This window comes from Fontibacterium abundans (SeqCode) (genome assembly GCF_965235095.1).
Classification (GTDB): Bacteria; Pseudomonadota; Alphaproteobacteria; order Pelagibacterales; family Pelagibacteraceae; genus Fontibacterium; species Fontibacterium abundans.
Window position 1 is genome coordinate 1,035,920 of the sequence record NZ_OZ249405.1, and the last position, 20,233, is coordinate 1,056,152.

At 28.1% G+C, this 20,233-nt stretch carries 25 protein-coding genes; 20 read left to right on the top strand and 5 right to left on the bottom strand.

From position 1 onward, the window contains the following. Positions 1-243 precede the first annotated feature (243 nt). Genes AC8GER_RS05730 through dnaQ form a run of 5 tightly spaced genes read left to right on the top strand, consistent with a single transcriptional unit; the run spans position 244 to position 3,708 of the window. Positions 244-1,059, top strand: a complete 816-nt coding sequence (locus AC8GER_RS05730; protein ID WP_506597872.1) for a pyruvate, water dikinase regulatory protein — start codon at positions 244-246, stop codon at positions 1,057-1,059. Next, complete coding sequence (locus AC8GER_RS05735; protein ID WP_506597873.1) at positions 1,059-1,646, top strand: nucleoside triphosphate pyrophosphatase; 588 nt, start codon at positions 1,059-1,061, stop codon at positions 1,644-1,646. The genes AC8GER_RS05730 and AC8GER_RS05735 overlap by 1 nt, the downstream gene beginning before the upstream one ends. After that, the gene (gene aroE / locus AC8GER_RS05740; protein ID WP_506597874.1) at positions 1,636-2,463 is read left to right on the top strand and encodes a shikimate dehydrogenase; all 828 of its coding nucleotides are present in this window, start codon (positions 1,636-1,638) and stop codon (positions 2,461-2,463) included. Before AC8GER_RS05735 ends, aroE begins: the two co-directional genes overlap by 11 nt. Further along, positions 2,456-3,037 (top strand): dephospho-CoA kinase, encoded by a 582-nt coding sequence (gene coaE / locus AC8GER_RS05745; RefSeq protein ID WP_506597875.1) that lies wholly within the window; start codon positions 2,456-2,458, stop codon positions 3,035-3,037. Before aroE ends, coaE begins: the two co-directional genes overlap by 8 nt. Further along, complete coding sequence (gene dnaQ, locus AC8GER_RS05750) at positions 3,037-3,708, top strand: DNA polymerase III subunit epsilon (protein WP_506597876.1); 672 nt, start codon at positions 3,037-3,039, stop codon at positions 3,706-3,708. Before coaE ends, dnaQ begins: the two co-directional genes overlap by 1 nt. Here the strand turns inward: dnaQ and AC8GER_RS05755 are convergent. After that, positions 3,686-4,144: a protein-export chaperone SecB gene (locus AC8GER_RS05755; protein WP_506597877.1), complete on the bottom strand. Its 459-nt coding sequence runs from the start codon at positions 4,142-4,144 to the stop codon at positions 3,686-3,688. The two genes, dnaQ and AC8GER_RS05755, sit on opposite strands and share 23 nt — an antisense overlap. Before the next feature lie 116 nt (positions 4,145-4,260). Between AC8GER_RS05755 and AC8GER_RS05760 the strand changes: the two genes are divergently transcribed. From AC8GER_RS05760 to AC8GER_RS05800, 9 genes are all read left to right on the top strand, one after another. Further along, a complete protein-coding gene (locus AC8GER_RS05760; protein WP_506597878.1) occupies positions 4,261-4,875 on the top strand; it encodes a Tim44/TimA family putative adaptor protein in 615 nt (204 codons plus the stop codon). After that, positions 4,862-5,299, top strand: a complete 438-nt coding sequence (locus AC8GER_RS05765; protein ID WP_506597879.1) for a Smr/MutS family protein — start codon at positions 4,862-4,864, stop codon at positions 5,297-5,299. Before AC8GER_RS05760 ends, AC8GER_RS05765 begins: the two co-directional genes overlap by 14 nt. Before the next feature lie 74 nt (positions 5,300-5,373). Further along, positions 5,374-5,961, top strand: a complete 588-nt coding sequence (gene hisB / locus AC8GER_RS05770) for an imidazoleglycerol-phosphate dehydratase HisB (RefSeq protein ID WP_506597880.1) — start codon at positions 5,374-5,376, stop codon at positions 5,959-5,961. A gap of 11 nt (positions 5,962-5,972) precedes the next feature. Next, positions 5,973-6,614, top strand: a complete 642-nt coding sequence (gene hisH / locus AC8GER_RS05775) for an imidazole glycerol phosphate synthase subunit HisH (protein WP_506597881.1) — start codon at positions 5,973-5,975, stop codon at positions 6,612-6,614. Then, positions 6,614-7,327, top strand: a complete 714-nt coding sequence (gene hisA / locus AC8GER_RS05780) for a 1-(5-phosphoribosyl)-5-[(5-phosphoribosylamino)methylideneamino]imidazole-4-carboxamide isomerase (RefSeq protein WP_506597882.1) — start codon at positions 6,614-6,616, stop codon at positions 7,325-7,327. Before hisH ends, hisA begins: the two co-directional genes overlap by 1 nt. 5 nt (positions 7,328-7,332) lie before the next feature. Further along, positions 7,333-8,091 carry an imidazole glycerol phosphate synthase subunit HisF gene (hisF, locus tag AC8GER_RS05785; RefSeq protein WP_506597883.1) on the top strand — a complete coding sequence of 253 codons (759 nt, stop codon included), beginning with the start codon at positions 7,333-7,335 and terminating at the stop codon, positions 8,089-8,091. A 2-nt stretch (positions 8,092-8,093) separates the two neighbouring features. After that, positions 8,094-8,420, top strand: a complete 327-nt coding sequence (hisE, locus tag AC8GER_RS05790) for a phosphoribosyl-ATP diphosphatase (RefSeq protein ID WP_506597884.1) — start codon at positions 8,094-8,096, stop codon at positions 8,418-8,420. Next, positions 8,410-8,766, top strand: coding sequence for a histidine triad nucleotide-binding protein (locus AC8GER_RS05795; RefSeq protein WP_506597885.1), 357 nt, complete (start codon positions 8,410-8,412; stop codon positions 8,764-8,766). Before hisE ends, AC8GER_RS05795 begins: the two co-directional genes overlap by 11 nt. 1 nt (position 8,767) lies before the next feature. Beyond that, positions 8,768-9,286: a GNAT family N-acetyltransferase gene (locus AC8GER_RS05800; protein WP_506597886.1), complete on the top strand. Its 519-nt coding sequence runs from the start codon at positions 8,768-8,770 to the stop codon at positions 9,284-9,286. 4 nt (positions 9,287-9,290) lie between these two features. On the opposite strand, the gene AC8GER_RS05805 is transcribed toward AC8GER_RS05800, so the two are convergent. Beyond that, a complete protein-coding gene (locus AC8GER_RS05805) occupies positions 9,291-9,842 on the bottom strand; it encodes a LolA family protein (protein ID WP_506597887.1) in 552 nt (183 codons plus the stop codon). A 5-nt stretch (positions 9,843-9,847) separates the two neighbouring features. Beyond that, positions 9,848-11,968 carry a DNA translocase FtsK gene (locus AC8GER_RS05810; protein ID WP_506597888.1) on the bottom strand — a complete coding sequence of 707 codons (2,121 nt, stop codon included), beginning with the start codon at positions 11,966-11,968 and terminating at the stop codon, positions 9,848-9,850. Between the two features lie 78 nt (positions 11,969-12,046). On the opposite strand from AC8GER_RS05810, the gene AC8GER_RS05815 reads away from it, so the two are divergent. Beyond that, positions 12,047-13,222 carry a Rossmann-fold NAD(P)-binding domain-containing protein gene (locus AC8GER_RS05815; RefSeq protein ID WP_506597889.1) on the top strand — a complete coding sequence of 392 codons (1,176 nt, stop codon included), beginning with the start codon at positions 12,047-12,049 and terminating at the stop codon, positions 13,220-13,222. On the opposite strand, the gene AC8GER_RS05820 is transcribed toward AC8GER_RS05815, so the two are convergent. After that, a complete protein-coding gene (locus tag AC8GER_RS05820) occupies positions 13,211-13,666 on the bottom strand; it encodes a methylated-DNA--[protein]-cysteine S-methyltransferase (RefSeq protein WP_506597890.1) in 456 nt (151 codons plus the stop codon). The two genes, AC8GER_RS05815 and AC8GER_RS05820, sit on opposite strands and share 12 nt — an antisense overlap. Before the next feature lie 31 nt (positions 13,667-13,697). Here AC8GER_RS05820 and mnmE point away from each other — a divergent pair, with 31 nt between their 5' ends. From mnmE to AC8GER_RS05845, 5 genes are read left to right on the top strand one after another with little or no spacing between them, the layout of a single operon-like run. Beyond that, positions 13,698-15,023, top strand: coding sequence for a tRNA uridine-5-carboxymethylaminomethyl(34) synthesis GTPase MnmE (gene mnmE / locus AC8GER_RS05825; RefSeq protein ID WP_506597891.1), 1,326 nt, complete (start codon positions 13,698-13,700; stop codon positions 15,021-15,023). A gap of 47 nt (positions 15,024-15,070) precedes the next feature. Next, positions 15,071-16,939 (top strand): tRNA uridine-5-carboxymethylaminomethyl(34) synthesis enzyme MnmG, encoded by a 1,869-nt coding sequence (gene mnmG / locus AC8GER_RS05830; RefSeq protein ID WP_506597892.1) that lies wholly within the window; start codon positions 15,071-15,073, stop codon positions 16,937-16,939. Positions 16,940-16,942: 3 nt separating this feature from the next. Beyond that, positions 16,943-17,572 carry a 16S rRNA (guanine(527)-N(7))-methyltransferase RsmG gene (rsmG, locus tag AC8GER_RS05835; protein WP_506597893.1) on the top strand — a complete coding sequence of 210 codons (630 nt, stop codon included), beginning with the start codon at positions 16,943-16,945 and terminating at the stop codon, positions 17,570-17,572. An 8-nt stretch (positions 17,573-17,580) separates the two neighbouring features. Next, on the top strand, positions 17,581-18,381 hold the full coding sequence (locus AC8GER_RS05840) for a ParA family protein (RefSeq protein ID WP_506597894.1): 801 nt from the start codon (positions 17,581-17,583) through the stop codon (positions 18,379-18,381). Beyond that, the gene (locus tag AC8GER_RS05845; protein WP_506597895.1) at positions 18,382-19,248 is read left to right on the top strand and encodes a ParB/RepB/Spo0J family partition protein; all 867 of its coding nucleotides are present in this window, start codon (positions 18,382-18,384) and stop codon (positions 19,246-19,248) included. Here the strand turns inward: AC8GER_RS05845 and holA are convergent. After that, positions 19,207-20,229: a DNA polymerase III subunit delta gene (gene holA / locus AC8GER_RS05850; protein WP_506597896.1), complete on the bottom strand. Its 1,023-nt coding sequence runs from the start codon at positions 20,227-20,229 to the stop codon at positions 19,207-19,209. The genes AC8GER_RS05845 and holA overlap by 42 nt on opposite strands. Between the last annotated feature and the right edge of the window lie 4 nt (positions 20,230-20,233).

Sequence of the window (20,233 nt, forward strand, 5' to 3'; positions counted from 1 at the left end):
GGTTATGTTAGTAATGTGTTTATATTTTTATTAACAGTTTATTAACAAGTTTTGTTGATTAAATTTTTTTAATAACTTTATATTTATGTTGTTTATTTAAAATTACCAACAAATCTAAAATATTAAAAAATAAACTTATTAATGTTATTAATTACATAACAACAATTTATTAACTGTTAACCTTTGCTGTTTTTAAAGTTAGAAATGTATAAAGGATAATTATAAAGGCTTACCAACAGAGTTATGGACAGAAAATATAACGTTTTTTTAGTATCAGATTCAACCGGCGAAACTCTTAATAGAATATTTCTCGCTTTGAAGGCCCAATTCGAAAATTTTAACAATAACTTGCACCACTTTTCTTTTGTTAGAACGGAGGCGCAAATAGCAACTTTATTGGAAAAATGTAATAAGCTTGGAAATCCAATAGTGCTTTATACTCTCGTGGAACCTGCGGTGACTGTTTTTTTAATACAAGAAACAGAAAAACATAAAATTCCTTGCTTTGGGGTTTTGGACTATTTAATCCCAAAATTTGAAAGTGCCCTCAATAGAAAAGCAAACAGAAAGCCAAGTGGACAGCATATTTTAAATAAAGAATATTATAAAAAAATTGCTGCAATGCAATTTAGTATTGAGCACGACGATGGTCAAAAATTAGAAACAATTTTAGAAGCAGATATAATTATTTTAGGAATTAGCAGAACCAGCAAAACTCCAACAACAATTTATCTTGCAAACAGAGGCTACAAATCAGCTAACATTCCAATGGTTCCAAATCAAAAAATACCAGAAGAAGTTTTAAAAAATAAAAAAAAGACAATAGTGGGGTTGATCGCTGACCCAGAAAGATTAGTGGATATAAGAAAAAATAGACTAAATACATTAAGCGAAGAAAAGCACACTTCTTATGTTGATATAGAAAGAATAAAGGAAGAGCTTGAAGAAAGTAGAAAGGTTTTTAAAGTAAACAACATCCCGACAATTGATGTAACACGAAAGTCAGTAGAAGAAACGGCCGCCTCAATTATAAAGATTCACGAAATTAAAAATAGCTAATGAGAAATATAATTTTAGCATCCGCTAGCGGGATAAGGCTAAAAATTTTAAATGATTTTAGTTTTAACGTTAAAGTAGAAGCGGCCAATATAGATGAGGATGAAATTAAAAACTCTTTGTTGGCAGAGAAATTTAGTTCATTTGATATTTCAAGAGCCCTTGCCGAAACAAAAGCAAAAAAAATAAGTAGTAAATTTTATGGCCAGACTGTTCTAGGCGCTGATCAAGTTTTAGATTTTGAAGGCAATATATTTAACAAACCAGAAAATATGGAATTAGCAATAAGCTTGATGAAAAAACTAAATGGCAAAGAACATTCTTTGTTTAGCTCTATTTGTTTGAGTAAAAATGGCTCGATTATTTGGGTGCACACAGAACAGGCTGTTTTAAAGATGAGGCAGTTTTCGGATAATTTTATTAAAGATTATTTACAAAAAGTAGGGCTAGAAACCATCAAGAAATATGGCGTTTATCAAATAGAAGGACCCGGCAAAGATTTATTTGAAGAAATAAAAGGAGATGAATATTCTGTGATGGGAATGCCAATTAAACAATTAATTAACTATTATAAATTAAATGAAAAATAGAAAAAATTTTTTAGTTATTGGAAATCCTATTAAGCATTCTTTGTCTCCCTTTTTGCATAATTATTGGTTTCATAAAAATAAAATTAATTGTGAATATAAAAAGTTAGAAACGACAAAAAGTTCAATAAAGAAAATTTTAAACAAAGTGAGAAAAAGAGAAATAGAGGGAATTAATGTAACTATTCCTTTTAAAAATAGTGTTATTAAATATTTAGATATTTTAAAGGGAGATGCTTTAAAAACCTCTTCAGTGAATACCGTTTACTTAAATAAAAAAAAATTAGTTGGAGACAATACTGATGTTTATGGCTTCTCTTCGGGTGTTTTAAGAAAAGTTAAAGCCAGAATTAAGACGGCGGGAATTATTGGCGCTGGAGGTGTTACCTCTTCTATTATTCTTGCTTTAATTCAAAGGGGAGTAAAAAAAATATATATAACCAATAGGACATTTTCGAAGTTAAAAATTTTTAAAAAGAAATTTAAAAAAATTGTTTATCCAATTAAATGGGATGATCGCTACAAATTATTTGGAGATGCCCAAATTTTAATTAATGTTACAAGCCTTGGCATGCTTGGCCAAAGGGATTTAAAATTTGATTTTAGTATTTTTCATAAAAAAATTAATGTGGTTGATATTGTTTATAATCCAGAAAACACAAGGTTTTTAAAGGATGCAAGAAAGAATGGTCACAAAACTTTCACAGGATTGGATATGTTCATTTATCAAGCGCAGAAAGCATTTTATATTTGGAATAAGAAAAATCCAAAAATAACAAAAGATATTTATAAAAAACTCAGAAAAAAAATTAATGGTTAGAGTAGGTATTTTAGGATCTGTTGGAAGTGGCAAATCTTACGTTGCAAATATTTTTAGAGAAATAGGTTTTAATATTTTTTCAGCAGATAATGAGGTTGCCGATATTTATAAGAACAATAAGATTGTTAATAAAAAGATTTCAAAATTTTTTAAGTTAAAACTTTATAAAGGCAAAATAAACAAACAGGAGCTTAGGGCTTCCCTTAAAAAAAACCCAAACAAATTTAGATTTTTGAACAAGATTATTCATCCAACAGTTAGAAAGAGATTAGACTTTTTTCTAACTAAATCTAAAAAAAATAAATTAGTCGTTTTGGATGTTCCACTTTTAGTGGAAAATAAAATGTTCGATTTTGTTGATATTTTTATTCTTGTCAAAACTGGATCTAGTTCTTTTTTGAGTAGAATTAAAAAAAGAAAAAACTTAGATAAAGAATTTTTAAATATATTAAAAAAACAGCAGATAAGCGAAAAGGTGAAAGAAAGCTATGCCGATTTTATAATTTATAACAGTTCTAAAAATAAAGTTAAATTGCAGGTAAAAAATATTATTGATAAGATTCTTTTAAATTAATGATTGAAGTTATTTTAGATACAGAGACAACGGGGCTGTCAGCAGAGAAAGATAGAATCGTAGAAATTGCCTGCGTGGAATTAAGCAATCACATACCAACAAAAAATATTTTTCATACTTTTTTAAATCCCGAGACTAAGGTCTCAGCAGATGCTTTTAGTGTCCACGGCTACTCTGATGAATTTTTATCAAACAAACCCAAGTTTAAAGATGTTGCTAAAGATTTTCTTAATTTTATTAAAGATAAAAAACTTATCATTCATAATGCAGATTTTGATCTTGGATTTTTAAATAATGAATTAAGAAGACTAAATATAAAACCAATTCTAAAATCCGATATTTTAGACACCCTACAGATTGCTAGATCTAAATTTCCAGGTGTTGGGAATAGCCTAGACGCCTTGTGTAAGAGATTTAAAATTAGTATTGCGGCTAGAGAAAAGCATTCTGCACTTTTGGACTGTCATTTACTCTCAAAAGTTTACATCGAATTAATTGATAAAAAGGAATTAACGCTTGATCTAATGTCTAATGATAAAATTTTTAATGAAAAGATGAAGATGAGTAATGAGAACAGAGAAGGTGTTATTGTTAAAGTTTCACCGGAACAAATGGAAGAATACAAGAAATTTTTAAAAAAAAATGTTTCTAATGCTTTTGCGTTAGATTAGCAGACTGTTGTTTGTATAGTTCGTTAAAGTTAATTTCTTTCTTAAATTTAAATTCTTTAAAGCCTGATTTTTGAAATAATTCTGTAATAAGATCTGTTAGTTTTTTTGCATATAAATCAGGTATTTCTGCAAGAATAATTCTTTTAACTTCCTCTGCTTTTAATTCTGTATTGGTAATTTTAAATACCACAGCAAGACAAGCTTCGGCGTGAATTTTATTTAGCACTTCTTTTGGTGCCTCAAAAATAAGTTTTAAATTTAGTTCTAGCATCCCATTTTTTAGAGGCTTGTTAGAAATATCAACTTTTGTCTCATATTTACCAAGATTTTGAGCCGCATCTACAAAGCAGTCTGGAGATGGAATTTCAAAAGATAAATCTTTTACGTAGTTTGCTATAATTTGGTATTTAGAATTTTCTTTATTTTTTTCTTCCATTTTAAAAATATGAATTTTTGTATTATTTAAATATATTTTTTTATATTAAATATCATTTAATTCGATCTAAATTTAAATGTATTAATTTTTAAATATTTAATCTAAAATACCCTTAAATGAATGACAATTTTGGCTATATAGACATTGTATTGCTTGCCATAGTGGCGGGCATAATTATTTTAAGACTTAGGAATGTTCTTGGTAAAGGAGCCGAAGATGGTCCAGTTAGAGCAAAGAAATCAGTCGTAGTTGATGCTCAATTTGAGGATGTTAATCCATCAAGAGGTGAAGAAAATATTAATTTAAAAGAATTTAAAGAAGAGACTTTTTTAAAAGGCGCTCAAGCAGCCTATGAAATGATCGTTAATGCATTTGCTGCTGCAGACAAAAAGACTTTAAAAGATTTAACGTCACCAGAAGTTTATAAAAGCTTTGTCGATGTTCTTGATGAAAGAAAAAATAAAAAATATGTTAATCAATTTACTTTCATAGGAATTAAAAAAGCAAAAATAGAGAACGTGGACAAGAAAGATAGTTTTTATACTGTCAAAACTAGATTTGTGAGCGAGATTATATCCTGCATTAAAGATGCCAATAACAATATTATTGAGGGCAGTCCCGAAGAGATACAAACGGTTAATGATGTTTGGAGCTTTTCAAGAGATCTAAATTCTGATGATCCTACTTGGAATTTAACTGAAATTGCACAGGATGTGCATGTCAAAGAATAATAAAAACTCTACAAATTCAGAAGATATAAAAGCCTGGGAAGATTTTAAAAACCAAAAATTTTTAGATGGTGATAAAGGCGAAATATCTAAAAAACCTATAAAAGGAAATAAAAAGCAAGATCATATTGATTTTAAAATAGATTTACATGGCTATTCATTGCAAGAATCTTTTGAGAAGATAAGAGGCATTGTAGAAAATTGTTATCAGAAAGATTTAAGAAATATTTTAATTATCACTGGCAAAGGTTTAAGATCTAAGGTTAAGGAGAATCCTTATTTGTCAGAAGATTTAAGCTTATTAAAATATGCAATTCCAAATTTTATCAAAGATAATTTTTCAGATATTATTAATTCTATGGAAGAACCAGATCAAAATTTAGGTGGATCTGGAGCTTTTTTATTAAGATTAAAAAAAAGATTATAGAATAGTATTTATTTAACTATTAAAGCTAATTTATTGATAACGTTAGTTTTTCTATATATAGATTGTTAATTCATATGAGGATCGCAAAAGTTAATAGAAAAACTAAAGAGACATCTATAGAGGCAGAGGTAAATTTAGACGGCAAAGGCATTTATAATATAGATACCGGAATTGGTTTTTTAAATCACATGCTTGAACAACTATCAAAACACTCTTTGGTAGATATAAATTTGAAAGCAAAAGGTGATTTACACATTGATCTGCACCACACAACGGAAGATTCAGGAATTGTTATAGGCGAGGCTATTGCTAAAGCTTTGGGAGATAAAAAAGGCATTAAAAGATATGCGCATGCTTATATTCCAATGGACGAAACATTAAGCAGAGTTTCTCTTGATATATCAAACAGACCTTACTTGGTTTGGAATGTAAAATTAAAAGTAGAAAAGCTTGGAGAAATGGACACTGAACTATTTAAAGAATGGTTCCAGGCTTTTTCACAAAGTGCTGGTATTACTTTGCACATAGAAAATGTTTATGGTGATAATAGTCACCACATTATTGAATCTTGTTTTAAAGGATTAGCGAGAGCTTTACGTCTCGCATTAGAAAAAGACGCAAGAGCAGGAGATTCTTTGCCTTCTACTAAAGGAATACTTTAAAGATTTTTTAAATGTATGTATCAATAGTTGATTATGGAACCGGGAATCTTAATTCCGTTTCTAAAGCTTTAGAGCTTGCAGCCACAAAAGTTAATAAAAAGATAAGTATAAAAATATCTAATAAACCAAAAGATATTTTAGCTTCAGACAAGATTATATTGCCTGGCCAGGGCTCCTACAGACAGTGCGCTTTGGGAGTAAAAAATATATCTGGCTTGTGGGATTCTATTAATGAATTTGTTTTAATAAAAAAGAAACCAATTTTTGGAATTTGTGTTGGTATGCAACTTTTTTCAGATCAAGGATTTGAAGAAGAGGTTACCAAGGGATTTGGTTGGATTAAAGGCTCTGTAAAAAAAATAAAACTTAACAATAAAGATTTAAAATTACCTCATATGGGTTGGAATGAAGTTAACATTGTTAAAAAAAATGATTTATTTTTAGATATTAAAAATTTATCTCATTTTTATTTCGTGCATAGCTATGCATTTGAAGCGGAGAATATTAATGATGTTGTCTGCACCACAGATTATGAGAAATCAGTTGTTGTTGCTCTTTTAAAAGAAAATATTTTTGGCACCCAATTTCACCCTGAAAAAAGTCAGGAAAATGGAATTAAGTTATTGTCTAACTTTTTGAATTGGAATTTGTAATGATAATATTTCCAGCAATAGATTTAAAAGATGGAAAGTGCGTAAGACTTTATAAAGGAGATTTTAATAAAACTACAATTTTTAATCCTTCTCCGTACAACCAGGCACTTCAATTTAAGAAAAAAGGTTTTACGGATTTACATCTCGTAGATCTTGATGGTGCTTTAAAAGGAAAATCTAAGAATAAAAAAATTATAATAAAAATCATTAAAAACATTAATTTAAACATACAATTAGGAGGAGGAATTAGAACTTTAAAACAAATATCGTTTTGGATTAAAAATGGAGTTTCTACGGTAGTTGTTGGAACTATGGCTATACAAAACCCAAAGATTCTAAAGAAAGCATGTGATTTATTTCCAGGAAGAATAGCTGTTGCTTTAGATGTTAGAAATAACTTTTTAGCTATTAAAGGTTGGGTTAAGCAAACAAAAATAAAACTTATGGATTTTTCGAAAAAGTTAGAAGACTTCGGGGTGTCCAGAATTATTTATACAGATATAAATAGAGATGGAACAAAGGCAGGCGTTAATTTTTCTCAGCTAAAAAGAATAGTCGCAAGAGTTAACATTCCATTAGTTGTTTCTGGCGGAGTTTCAGACATAAAAGATATAAAAAAATTACATAAAGCAGACTTATTTGATGGCGTTATTATTGGTAAGGCTATTTATGATAAATCTATTTTGCTAAATGAACTTAAAAAATTTGTTTAAAAAAAATGCTTAAAAAAAGAATTATACCTTGTCTTGATGTTAAGGATGGCAGAGTTGTAAAGGGTATTAATTTTGTAGATTTAAAAGATGCTGGCGATCCAGTAGAGCAAGCAAAAATATATGACAAAGGAGGTGCTGATGAAATATGTTTTTTAGATATTACAGCATCAAGTGAAAATAGAAAAATTCTATTAGACAAGGTAAGCGAAACAGCAAGAAGTTGTTTTGTTCCTCTAACTGTTGGTGGTGGAATTAGTAGCATAGAAGATATTAAAAACCTTTTGCTCGCAGGAGCGGATAAAGTTTCAATTAATACTGCAGCAGTAAAAAACCATAATTTTATTAAAGAGAGCGCAATTAGATTTGGATCTCAATGTATAGTGATCGCAATAGATGCAAAAAAAATAGGAAATAATAAATGGGAAATATTTACTCATGGAGGAAGAAATTCCACAGGCATTGATGCTATTGAATACTCAAAAATTATTGAAAAAAATGGCGCCGGGGAAATTCTTCTTACATCGATGGATAAAGATGGAACAAAAACAGGTTATGATCTTGAGTTAACAAGGGCTATTTCAAGCTTAGTATCTATACCGGTGATAGCATCAGGTGGAGTTGGTAATCTCGATCATTTATATGATGGTTTTAATACAGGTTTAGCTAGTGCGGTTTTGGCAGCCTCAATCTTTCATTATGGTGAATATTCCATAATGGATGCAAAAAACTATTTAATTAAAAAGGGAATACCAATAAGAATTTAATTATGTTTAAAAATTTAGAACAGCTTACAAAAAAGATAAAGAAACAAAAGAATAAAAATCCAAACATTTCATATACGGCAAGTCTTTTTAAGAAAGGAAAGAATTTTTGTATAAAAAAATTTATGGAAGAAGCAAGAGAACTTGCGGCTTCATCTAAATATTCTAATAAAAAAAATATAATTCACGAAGCTTCAGATCTATTATATCATTTCTTAGTTCTTCTTGAGTTTAAGAAAATTTCAATAACTTCAATTATGAAAGAGTTAAAGAGAAGACAAAAAATTTCAGGAATTCAAGAGAAGAAGAGTAGAAAAAAAAATGTACGATAAAAATAATATATTTGCTAAAATTTTAAGAGGAGAAATTCCCTGTGATAAAATTTATGAAGATAAGTTTTCCCTTGCGTTTAAAGATATTAATCCCCAAGCAAAAGTTCATGTTTTGGTAATCCCAAAAGGCGAGTATGTGGACATGAATGATTTTGCAGTTAATGCTAAAAGTGATGAAATTGAAGGTTTAATTAGAGCTTTGGGAAAAGTTGCTAGTATTCTAGGAGTGTCTACTTCTGGTTATAGATATTTAGGCAATAACGGCAGAGACGGTGGCCAAGAAGTTCCTCACCTACATTTTCATATCTTTGGTGGAGAAAAATTAGGAAGAATGATCCATAAATAAAATGGAAAGATCCATAGATAGGTTTTATCTACATCTTATTTCAAGGAACGATTTAATCCCATCAACTTGTAAAGAAAAAAATCTAGAAGTTATTCTAGAAAAAGAACCAACAGTAGATTTTTGTAAATTTCTTTATAAAGAAGTAGGAAGAGATTTTTTTTGGAGAGACAGACTCAAGTGGAGCGATCAAGATTGGTTGGATTATATCAGTAATGACTTTTTTAAATTATATATTTTAAAACAAAAAAATGAATTAGCTGGATATTATGAGTTACTTTATGATCCAAAAATTCCATCGATGGAAATTCCTTATTTTGGAATATTTAAAGAATTTTTTGGTAAAGGAATTGGCGGGCATTTATTAACTGATGCAATTTTAACTTCTTTTAATCAGAAGATTAACAAAGTGTGGGTTCATACGTGTACACTGGATCATCCTAATGCCTTAAAAAATTATCTTGCAAGAGGGATGTTAATTTTTAAAACAGAAAAGATATTTTTTAATCCAGAAAATTTATAAATTTTTATTTTGGGATTTCAAATTTTTCGTTTGTATTAATATTTATTGAAATATTCTTCATTAAGAATTCCAGACTAGATTTATCATAATTTTTTATTTTCCACCCAACAATATTCATTTCTTTAGAGTTAAAATAGATCTCAATACTTTCTTGAGAATTTAGATCAATAATTGCAATTATATTTTTATCTATTTTGTCGAATTTTTCTACTTTTGATAATTTTTCGATAATACTTTCTTTGTCTAACATAACGCCCAAAGGAGTATCTTTGATATTATAGTTATAATTCTTATTTTCTCTTCTGTTTATTAGGAATAAATAATCATCATTTACAATAATCTCTTTGTCTTCTTCTTCGTATAAACAGCGCATTTTTTTTGGGTAAACAATGAGACAATTGCCGTTTTCTACTATGTCATTTGTGTTTTGCGTGAAATTGAATTTAATAGAATTTATTTTTTTTAAATTTTCAATTATTTTATCCTTTTCTGATGCTTTCGCATTAACGCAGAAAGAAATTAACATTGTTAAAACAATGTATAAAAATTTCTTCATTTATTTTAATAGATTTCTCTTTTACCTACGTGATTTGCTGGGCTAATTATTTTTTCTTCTTCCATTTGATCAATAATTCTGGCCGCTCTGTTGTAACCAATTCCAAGTTTCCTTTGTAAAAAACTAGTCGATGCTTTGCCTTCAGTTTTAATTATTTCAACTGCTTTATTATATAATTCATCTTTTCCTTCTGAGTTTAAAACCACTTCATCATTTTCTTGTTCTTCAATCCTAGTTACTTCTTCAATGTAAGTTGGTGAGCCCTGAAGCCTTAAGAATGTTGAAATTCTTTCTATTTCTTTTTCAGAAACGTAAGGACCGTGAATTCTTATTATTCTGCTTGCTGAAGACATAAAAAGCATGTCGCCATTACCAAGTAATAATTCAGCTCCCTGCTCTCCTAATATAGTTCTGCTGTCTATTTTTGATGTTACTTGAAATGATATTCTTGTTGGAAAATTAGCTTTAATTGTGCCTGTTATAACATCAACGCTTGGTCTTTGTGTTGCCATAACTATATGAATTCCAGCAGCTCTAGCCATTTGCGCAAGCCTTTGTATGTAGTTTTCAATTTCTTTACCTGCAATCATCATTAAGTCCGCCATTTCATCAACTATGACAACAATGTAAGGCATTTTTTTCTTGCTCTCAGAAGATGCTTTATCGTTAAATCCTGAAATATTTCTCACTCCAATTTCAGTCATTTCTCGATATCTTTTTTCCATTTCTTTAACGACCCACTTTAGAGCTGTTGTTGCTTTTTTAGGCTCAGTAATAACAGGAGTTAAAAGATGTGGAATTCCTTGATAGATAGAAAGTTCCAACATTTTTGGATCAATCATAATAAGTTTACAATCTTCAGGTTTGTGCCTGTAAAGAATTGATAGAATTAAAGTATTAATGCAGACTGATTTTCCAGATCCTGTAGTTCCGGCAATTAAAAGATGCGGCATTGAAACTAAATCCCCAACAATCGGAAATCCTGAAATACTTTTTCCAAGTGTTATTGGAATTTTAATGTCTTTATTATTAAATTCTTTACTAGAAATTATTTCTTTTAACGCAACATTCTCTCTTACTTTGTTTGGTATTTCTATTCCTATGGTACTTTTGCCAGGAACAGTCGCCACCCTTGTTGATATAGAGCTTGTGTTGCGGGCAATGTCTTCAGAAAGATTAATAATTTTCGATGTTTTAATTCCTGCCGTTGGCTCAAATTCATATAAAGTTACAACAGGTCCGGCGCTTACCCTTTTTATTTCACCTGAGATACTAAAATCTAAAAGAACATTCTCGAGAAATTTTGATTGAGTTTTATAACTTTCCTCATCTAATTGATTTTCTATTTTTACTGGATCATCAAGTAATTTTATAGGAGGTATTTTAAAGCTTGTAGATCTTTCAGTCTTTGTACTTTCCAAAGGAAGTTGTTGTTGAGGAGAAATTTCTTGTATTGAGATTTCTTCTTGAATTTTTTGGGTGATATTTTCTTGTACAGGCACATTAATAGCAATTTCTTCAGTATTTTTTTTTTTAACGTATATTTTAAAGATTAATTTTGGAAAAAAACTTAATAAATTTCCTATGGTTATAAAAACAATTTTCCATTCTTGAATATTTAATCCTGCACTGAAATAAAAACATATTAGAGATATTGATAAAAAAATAACCGAAAGATAAGCTCCAAATGAATTATTTTTTATATTCAATTTTTCAGAAATAAAATTAGCAACAAAACCACCAAAGCCATTATCAGGAAGCCAAAAACTTTGATCAATATTAATTGAAAAGAATAAAGCTCCAAAAATTATCGATAAAATTAAGAATAATAGTTTTATAAAGAAATTCTCAATTTTTTTTCTAATTATTAAATATCCGCCCCAGATGATTAAGTTAAGAAATATTAAAAAAGCTAAAATACCAAAAGCTTGTAGAAAAAAATCAGAAAGATAATAAAAAAAGGAAAAGAATTTATTATGAATATTTTTTTCTGAGGGAAATACATAACTTATGCTGTTTGCTGAGTATGTTGTTAAGGAGATAAAGTACGCAAGACCAGAAAAAATAGTTACTACGCCAGAAAGCTCAATTAATTTTACTTTAATAAATGTTATTATTTTTTCCATGTTTTGCTTAGCGAATCACAATTAAAACCTTTGTATCATTAATATTCAGTTGATAGAATTCCAAAGCAAAAGACAATCATGCCTAACTCTCAAAAAATTTGTATTATTGGTTCGGGTCTAACAGCTTTAACCATTGCCTATCTGCTATCAAAATTTAATTTACAAATCGATATAGTTGAACAAGACCTTAAAAAAAAAAAAATTAAGCCAACTAAGTTAGCATTAAGCAAACATTCATTTGATCAATTATGTTCTTACGGACTAAAAGATATTAAAAAAAAATCTAATGTTGTTAAGAATATTTATTTACATGACTCTTATTCATCCATTAGCTTAAAACAAGATCTTCATTTTTCAGCATCTAACAAAAAAGAAGCTTTAGCTTATATTATTGATGGCAATATTTTATTTTCAGATATTAGTAAAAAAATAAAAAGTTTTAAAAATATTAACTTTGTAAAGAAAGAAATATCATCAATTAATGATAATAAATTTTACAAAGAAATTATCTTTAAAGATTTAACAAAAGAAAATTATAACCTTGTAATTTTCGCTTCTGCTAATAATCTTTTTTTATTATCAAAATTTAAATTAAGAAAAGTTATAGATAAGTCATATAACGAAGACGCATATGTTTTTAATCTACATCATAAAAAAATTATAAATAATTCTGCAAGGCAATTTTTTTTAAAAGATGGACCATTAGCTTTTCTTCCAGTTTCAAGAACAGAAACTTCTGTAATTTGGTCTATTAAAAATAATTCAATTAATAAAAAATACGTATCAAGCAAGAAGGATTTATCTAAATTTTTTAATACTCATTTCAAAGAATTATTTAATGAAATAATCTCTATCTCTGAGATTAATAAGTTTAATTTAAATTATACTTTTAATGAGTTAAAAGATTCCAAGAGAACCTTATTGTTTGGCGACATAGCCAATAAAATTCATCCCATTGCTGGTCAGGGTTGGAATATGACTTTAAGAAACATATTTTCTCTAATTAAAGTTTTTAAATATTCTGAAAATTTAGGTATGGAGATTGGCAATGATATTTTTATTAAAAAATATTTAGATGAGACAAGTTTAAACAATCTTACGTTTGCAACATTGATTGATGGGATTAGAAAAATATTTGATGTTAAGATCGATAGTTATGTTGCCATAAGAAAGAATACACTTTCTAATATTGATAAAAATTCTTTTATTAAAAAGAATTTTGTAAATATTGCTAATAAAGGTTTATTTATTTAATTTCTCGAATTTAAGTATTTTATTTTTCAAGTTAAGCCCACCCTTTGCTGAAAAACCACCTAATAAACCATCACATCTAATCACTCTATGACAAGGAATAAAAAGTAATAATCTGTTTTGGCCGCAAATTCTCCCGACATGCCTTGGATGTATTTTAGTTTTTTTAGAAATGAGATTATAAGAGACAGTTTTTCCATAGCCTATTTTTTTTATTTCATTCCAAACTTTTAACTGAGTTTCTGTTCCAACAGTTTTTGATTTAAAAGTAAATTTTTTTATTTTTTTATCTAAAAATTGTTTTATCTCTTTTTTAGCTTTTAATAATTCTGAGCTTTTTTTTTGTTTGGTTATTTTTCTGAAACTAATATCAGTAATGTAACCTTCACTTTCTTTAACAGTGATAATCCCTAGTTTTGTTTTAAAAGATAATTGGAAAGTTGACATTTATATTAAAACTAAATCATATCGTTTTTTTATGTCAATATTCGCATTAGCTACAGCGTCAGGAACTTCTGGTTTGGCAGTTATAAGAGTCTCCGGAAAAGAGGCTTTTAAAGTAGCTAAAACTTTAACTAAATCCAAAAAAATTAAACCAAGAATAGCTAATTTTTCTTCATTTTATGACAATAAAAATCAGATTATTGATAAGGGAATTTTTATATTTTTTCCAAAACCCAATAGCTACACAGGAGATGACGTCGTTGAATTTCATGTCCATGGGAGCAATGCTGTTATTAAATATTTTTTAAAAATCTTATCCACGTTTAAGAACTGTAGATTAGCTAAACCAGGCGAGTTTACTAAAACTGCTCTTCTTAATAAAAAAATAAACTTGTTACAAGCAGAGAGCTTAATTGATTTGATAAATTCAGAAACAGAACTTCAAAGAACTCAGGCTTTAAAAGTAATGAATGACGATACAACAAAAATTTATAATAACTTAAGAGATGAAATGATCAAAATACTCTCTGATTATGAGGCGGTTATTGATTTTTCCGACGATGAAGTAGGTGATAATGTCTTTTCAAATAATAGGGGTAAGTTATTGAAAATAAATGATAAAATTAAAGAAATTATACGAAAAGGTGAGAATTCAGAGAAAATTAGAGAAGGATTTAAGGTTTCAATCGTAGGACCAACTAATTCAGGCAAGTCCTCACTAATTAATTGTTTAGCTAATAGGCAGGTGTCTATTGTTTCTAATATCCCAGGCACAACTAGAGATCTTATTGAGACAAGTATTTTGTTAAATGGAAAACTAGTAAGATTTTTTGATACCGCTGGTTTTAGAAATTCAAAAAATATTATTGAGAAGAAAGGAATTTCATTAACAAAAAGTAATTTAAAAGACTCGGATTTAAAATTAATTATTTTTGATCATACAAAAATTATCGATAAAAAAATTTTAAAACTATTTGATGAAAAATCAATTTTAGTTCTTAATAAAATTGATATTAAAAAATCAAAGAAATTTTTAGAAGATAAAATTTACAAACCAATTAGAATTTCAGCAAAAAAAAATATAGGCGTCTCGAAACTTATTAAAACAATATCAAAAAAAATTGACGATCATTTCAAAGTTAATGAAGATAATATTATTTCAAGGCAAAGGCATGTAAAAAGCCTTGAAAATACTGTCTTTTTTATCAATAGATGTCTTAATAAAAAATCTATTAATCAGATCGATTTAGCAGCGGAAGATTTAAGATTAGCTGTTAGAAATCTTGGAGAAATAGTTGGATACGTTAATGTTGAAGAATTATTAGATAGAATCTTTAAAGATTTTTGTATCGGAAAATAGCATAAAAATACCTTATCTTTTGAGTTAATGGGATATATAAACCCCATATGAATTTAGAGAAAAATTTTGATATAATTGTAATTGGAGCTGGGCATGCAGGCTGCGAAGCCGCTGCTGCTGCAGCAAGATCAGGTGTTAATACTGCTCTTATTACAAATTCACTCGCTACAATTGGTGAAATGTCATGCAACCCCGCAATAGGTGGATTAGGCAAAGGTCACTTAGTCAGAGAAATTGATGCATTAGATGGGATCATGGGAATTATTGCTGATCAATCGGGAATACAATTTAGATTATTAAATAGTAGCAGAGGTCATGCTGTGAGAGGACCAAGAACGCAATCAGACAGAGAACTTTATAAAAAATACATGCAAAAATTACTATTAAGCTACTGTAATTTAAGCCTTTTTTATGATCCTGTAACAAAGTTTGAATTTAGCAAAAATAAAATTATTTCAATTGAAACTAAGTCTGGAAATTCATTTACAGCAAAAAAATTTATTTTAACAACGGGCACTTTCTTAAATGGCCTTATTCACATTGGTGATGAAAAGATTTCAGCAGGAAGAATAGATGAAAAACCAACCTTAGGATTAAGTGAGCAGTTAAAAAAATTAAATTTTAAAATTGGTAGATTGAAGACTGGCACTCCACCTAGACTTGATGGAACAACAATTAATTATGATGAGCTTGAAATGCAAGACGCTGATGATAACCCTTTTTTCTTCTCTTATTTAACTAAAAAAATTAACGCAAAACAAATTTCTTGTGGGATGACTTATACTAATGACAAGGTTCATAAAATTATTGAAAAAAATTTAAAGCGTAGCGCAATGTATTCTGGATCGATTAAAAGTATCGGCCCTAGATACTGCCCTTCTATAGAAGATAAGATCGTAAAATTTAAAGATAAGCAACGTCATCAAATTTTTTTAGAACCTGAGAGTCTTACAACGAACATAGTGTATCCAAATGGCATATCAACCTCTCTTCCAAAAGAAATCCAACAAGAAATATTATTTAAAATCAATGGTTTAGAGAACGTTCGCATGATAAGACCTGGATACGCAATTGAGTATGATTATGTGTTTCCAACTGAGTTAGATTTTACTCTTAAAACAAAAAAAATAGAAAATTTGTATCTTGCAGGTCAAATAAATGGAACAACAGGATACGAAGAGGCAGCCGCACAAGGAATAGTGGCAGGTCTTAATGCTGCTCAGTCGGTTAAAAATTTAGAACCATTAAAATTTGAGAGATCTCAGTCTTACATCGGAGTTATGATTGATGATTTGATTACTAAAGGAGTGAGTGAGCCTTACAGAATGTTTACCTCTAGAGCAGAATATAGATTAACACTAAGAGCTGACAATGCTGATTTAAGATTAACTCCTTTAGCTATTAAACATAATTTTATATCTGAAATTAGAAAGTCTAAATTTATCAACAAAATCAATGACTTAAGTGATTTTAAAACTATATTATCCAATAAGATCGTATCACCTACTGTTTTAAAAAAAAATGGAATTAAAATCTCTCAAGACGGAAGAAAAAAATCACTATTGCAGATTTTGAAATTTAAAGATGTGACTTTAGAAAAAATTAGATCTATGTTTTCAGATATACCAAAGTATGATGATGAAATTGAGAACTTAATAAAAACAGAGTCTCACTATAGTGGGTATATAGAACAGCAAAAAAGAGACATAAGTATATTTGAAAAAGATGAAAACCTCATAATACCGAAAAACATTAATTATGACTTAATTTCTGGTCTTTCAAATGAGGTAAAAAGAAAATTGGATGACATAAAGCCATTAACTTTTGGCCAGGCACTTAGAATAGACGGAGTAACTCCTGCTGCAATTAACATATTGATGATTTATTGTAAAAATACTCTTAAAAAGGCATCTTAGAATATGGATAAAGATGTTGAGTTTTTTATTAAAAAATTCAATGTTTCACGTGAAACAACAGAAAAATTAAATAAATATAAAGATTTTATATTAAGCAGTAATAAACTCCTAAATTTGATAGGAAAAACAACAGAAAATCAAATATTTACAAGACATTTTGTAGATTCAGCTCAAATATATGATTTAATTGAAGATAAATCAGAAATTATTGATCTAGGCTCAGGAGCTGGATTCCCAGGAGTTGTATTAAAAATATTAATGGATAATAACAAAATTCCTGGAAATATTACATTAATTGAAAAAAGTCCAAAAAAATGTAAATTTTTACAAGATTTATCATATAAATTGGGCTTAACTTTAAAGATAGTTAATTTGAAACTAGAAAATTTTAAGTTTAATAAAATTTCAACAATAGTTTCAAGGGCATTTAAGAAGACCGTTGATACAATAGATATTCTTTTGAAAAATAATGATAAAATAAGAAATATCATATTAATTAAAGGCAAAACTTATCAACAAGAATTAGAAGAGGCAAAAAAAAAATATACTTTTGATGTAGAAAAATTTAGAAGCATCACATCAGATGAATCTTATATTCTTAAAATTAGTAATATTAAACCTAATGCAACTTGAAGTTGTAAATGCCTAGGATAATTTCTGTCATAAATCAGAAGGGTGGAGTTGGTAAAACTACCACAGCAATTAATCTGGCCGCAGGGCTTGCTCTTAAAAATTATAAAGTTTTGCTTATTGATCTTGACCCTCAGGGCAATGCTTCAACAGGAGTTGGGATTAATCAGAGCGAAAGAGAAAAATCTATTTATGATTTACTAATAAAAAAAGATTCTTTTTTTGAATGTTTAAAAAAAACTAAGATAGAAAATTTAAGCATCATACCAGCAAATGCTGATCTATCAGGACTTGAAACTGAAGTCGCAAATAATTCTCAAAAAGCTTTTTTATTAAAAAATATTATTGATGATCCTGTAAACAAGTTAGAAAAAGAGAAATTTTCATACATTATAATAGATTGCCCTCCGTCGCTTAGTCTTCTTACGATCATGTCTCTAGTCATTTCTGATTCATTAGTTGTTCCATTACAAACAGAGTTTTTTGCGTTAGAGGGTTTAAGTCAATTAGTAAAAACAATCGACCGTATAAAAATTAATTTAAATCCAAATTTACAAATACAAGGCATAGTCCTAACAATGTATGATAAGCGAAATAAGCTTTGTGCTGATGTTGAAAAAGAGGGAAGAAACTTTTTTGGAAATAAGGTTTACAATACAAACATACCTCGAAATGTAAGAATTTCAGAAGCACCATCATTTGGAATGCCAGTTATTTTGTATGATAAAAATTGCACTGGTTCTTTAGCTTATAACCAGTTTGTTGATGAATTTTTAAGTAGAGAAAATTTAGAAGAAAAAAAAGTTGCTTAAATGATTGGAAATAAATTTAAAGGTTTAGGAAAAGGTTTGTCAGCATTAATGGGGGACATTCCTCCAGAAAATGTTCAAACTAAAAGTTCCTCAGAAAAAATTCCTATACATTTTGTATATGCAAATCCATCTCAACCAAGAAAGAATTTTAATCAAGAATTATTAAACGAACTTTCTGAGTCAATAAAGGAACAAGGAATTATTCAGCCAATATTAGTTAGAAAAAAAGCAGAAGACAAATATGAAATTGTCGCTGGAGAAAGAAGATGGAGAGCAGCTCAACTTGCAAAAATTCATGAAGTGCCAGTTATTATTTTAAATGTTGATGACAAGAAATCCTTAGAATTTGCAATATTAGAAAATATTCAAAGATCTGATTTAAACGGAATAGAAGAAGCTTTGGGTTATGATAATTTAGTAAAAAAATTTGGATATTCTCAAGAAACATTATCAAAAATTTTAGGAAAAAGTAGAAGTCATATTGCTAATACGCTTAGGCTTGCGGGATTGCCAGAAGAAATAAAAAAGATGATTTCAGACGGGTTGTTAACAGCAGGACACGCAAGATGTTTAGTCAATGTTCCTGATAATGTTAGACTTGCAAAAATAATAGTTAACAAGAATCTTTCTGTAAGGCAGGCTGAATTTTTAGTTAAAAAAGAGCAAGTTTTTTTAGGTTCAAAAAGAATTCCAAAGAATAATAAAGATACAAATATAAAATCTTTAGAGAGTGATCTCGGACTTTTGATGGGAATAAAAGTGGATATTAAAAATAAAAAGAATAATTCTGGAGAAATTAAATTTTCTTATAAGAATCTTGATCAGTTAAATAAAATTATTAGCGTTCTTAAGGGCTATTTTAGATAGGTTTTGCGTTAAAAAATAATAAAATTGAGTATCTTGGCTTAAATCATTTCTCTTAAATTCAGTTTCAATAATATTTAAATTACTAAGAAATTTTTTAAGATTATTAGCGCTCCAAATTTTTAAGATATTTTTTATTCTATCCTTGTCTTTCCAAAAAATAGGTGGCTTGTAACTTTCAATTCTTTCATCTATTGAAAGATTTTTATTATTCTTTTGTATATCAAGAATTTTAATTATGAATGACCTTAGAATAATAATAATTTCTATGAAATTTTTTTCATAATTAGACATATTGGATATAAATTCATTAATATTCTTTGCATTTTTGGATAGTAAAATATCAATAATTTCATCGTTCTTTTTTAGATCTACATCGGTACAAATTTCTTCGATGATTTGATCTGTAATCTTTCCTGAATTTTTATATAGAGTTAATTTTTCAATTACTTCTTTTATCTTTGATCTTTTCAAAGAAGATGAATTTATAATAGTTTCATTTTGAGAATCCGGTAATTGAATATTGTTTGTCTGTAGTTGTTGTGTAAGAAATTTTTTTATATCAAATTTAGTTTCTTGATAACAAGGAATGCAAATAGCTAATTTATCGTATTCTCCAAATTGTCTTAATTTTGAATTCTTTAAAAGTATTTTAGAGTTCAGAATAATAATATTATCACTAATATTATTTTTTAATTCATTAATGATTTCTAATATTTTGTCAGAACAGTTTTTAATTATTGAAATATTTTTATTATCATCAAACAATGATCCGTTTAGATAGTAATTAATAATATTGTCTGGATTTTTCATTATATCTTCTTCAAAAAAAGATTTTGATATTTTTTTATCTTCTATAAATTTAGATGTAATTTGTTGGTTTAAATCATTAATCAAATCTTGATTTTCTCCATACAAAAGAATTACTTTCTCTTTAAAAAAATCTTTTTTTTTTAGAAGTATCTCTTGTGATTTTAAGAGCATTTAA

What these genes read in the sequence shown, in the direction of transcription:
- mnmG (WP_506597892.1), top strand. Translation starts at nt 15,071, where the DNA reads ATGAATTTAGAGAAAAATTTTGATATAATTGTAATTGGAGCTGGGCAT.
- AC8GER_RS05755 (WP_506597877.1), bottom strand. Translation starts at nt 4,144, where the DNA reads ATGGAAGAAAAAAATAAAGAAAATTCTAAATACCAAATTATAGCAAAC.
- mnmE (WP_506597891.1), top strand. Translation starts at nt 13,698, where the DNA reads ATGTCAATATTCGCATTAGCTACAGCGTCAGGAACTTCTGGTTTGGCA.
- AC8GER_RS05760 (WP_506597878.1), top strand. Translation starts at nt 4,261, where the DNA reads ATGAATGACAATTTTGGCTATATAGACATTGTATTGCTTGCCATAGTG.
- AC8GER_RS05820 (WP_506597890.1), bottom strand. Translation starts at nt 13,666, where the DNA reads ATGTCAACTTTCCAATTATCTTTTAAAACAAAACTAGGGATTATCACT.
- AC8GER_RS05800 (WP_506597886.1), top strand. Translation starts at nt 8,768, where the DNA reads ATGGAAAGATCCATAGATAGGTTTTATCTACATCTTATTTCAAGGAAC.
- AC8GER_RS05765 (WP_506597879.1), top strand. Translation starts at nt 4,862, where the DNA reads ATGTCAAAGAATAATAAAAACTCTACAAATTCAGAAGATATAAAAGCC.
- hisH (WP_506597881.1), top strand. Translation starts at nt 5,973, where the DNA reads ATGTATGTATCAATAGTTGATTATGGAACCGGGAATCTTAATTCCGTT.
- AC8GER_RS05795 (WP_506597885.1), top strand. Translation starts at nt 8,410, where the DNA reads ATGTACGATAAAAATAATATATTTGCTAAAATTTTAAGAGGAGAAATT.
- hisA (WP_506597882.1), top strand. Translation starts at nt 6,614, where the DNA reads ATGATAATATTTCCAGCAATAGATTTAAAAGATGGAAAGTGCGTAAGA.
- dnaQ (WP_506597876.1), top strand. Translation starts at nt 3,037, where the DNA reads ATGATTGAAGTTATTTTAGATACAGAGACAACGGGGCTGTCAGCAGAG.
- AC8GER_RS05730 (WP_506597872.1), top strand. Translation starts at nt 244, where the DNA reads ATGGACAGAAAATATAACGTTTTTTTAGTATCAGATTCAACCGGCGAA.
- coaE (WP_506597875.1), top strand. Translation starts at nt 2,456, where the DNA reads ATGGTTAGAGTAGGTATTTTAGGATCTGTTGGAAGTGGCAAATCTTAC.
- holA (WP_506597896.1), bottom strand. Translation starts at nt 20,229, where the DNA reads ATGCTCTTAAAATCACAAGAGATACTTCTAAAAAAAAAAGATTTTTTT.
- rsmG (WP_506597893.1), top strand. Translation starts at nt 16,943, where the DNA reads ATGGATAAAGATGTTGAGTTTTTTATTAAAAAATTCAATGTTTCACGT.
- AC8GER_RS05810 (WP_506597888.1), bottom strand. Translation starts at nt 11,968, where the DNA reads ATGGAAAAAATAATAACATTTATTAAAGTAAAATTAATTGAGCTTTCT.
- hisB (WP_506597880.1), top strand. Translation starts at nt 5,374, where the DNA reads ATGAGGATCGCAAAAGTTAATAGAAAAACTAAAGAGACATCTATAGAG.
- AC8GER_RS05815 (WP_506597889.1), top strand. Translation starts at nt 12,047, where the DNA reads ATGCCTAACTCTCAAAAAATTTGTATTATTGGTTCGGGTCTAACAGCT.
- hisF (WP_506597883.1), top strand. Translation starts at nt 7,333, where the DNA reads ATGCTTAAAAAAAGAATTATACCTTGTCTTGATGTTAAGGATGGCAGA.
- hisE (WP_506597884.1), top strand. Translation starts at nt 8,094, where the DNA reads ATGTTTAAAAATTTAGAACAGCTTACAAAAAAGATAAAGAAACAAAAG.
- AC8GER_RS05840 (WP_506597894.1), top strand. Translation starts at nt 17,581, where the DNA reads ATGCCTAGGATAATTTCTGTCATAAATCAGAAGGGTGGAGTTGGTAAA.
- AC8GER_RS05735 (WP_506597873.1), top strand. Translation starts at nt 1,059, where the DNA reads ATGAGAAATATAATTTTAGCATCCGCTAGCGGGATAAGGCTAAAAATT.
- AC8GER_RS05805 (WP_506597887.1), bottom strand. Translation starts at nt 9,842, where the DNA reads ATGAAGAAATTTTTATACATTGTTTTAACAATGTTAATTTCTTTCTGC.
- aroE (WP_506597874.1), top strand. Translation starts at nt 1,636, where the DNA reads ATGAAAAATAGAAAAAATTTTTTAGTTATTGGAAATCCTATTAAGCAT.
- AC8GER_RS05845 (WP_506597895.1), top strand. Translation starts at nt 18,382, where the DNA reads ATGATTGGAAATAAATTTAAAGGTTTAGGAAAAGGTTTGTCAGCATTA.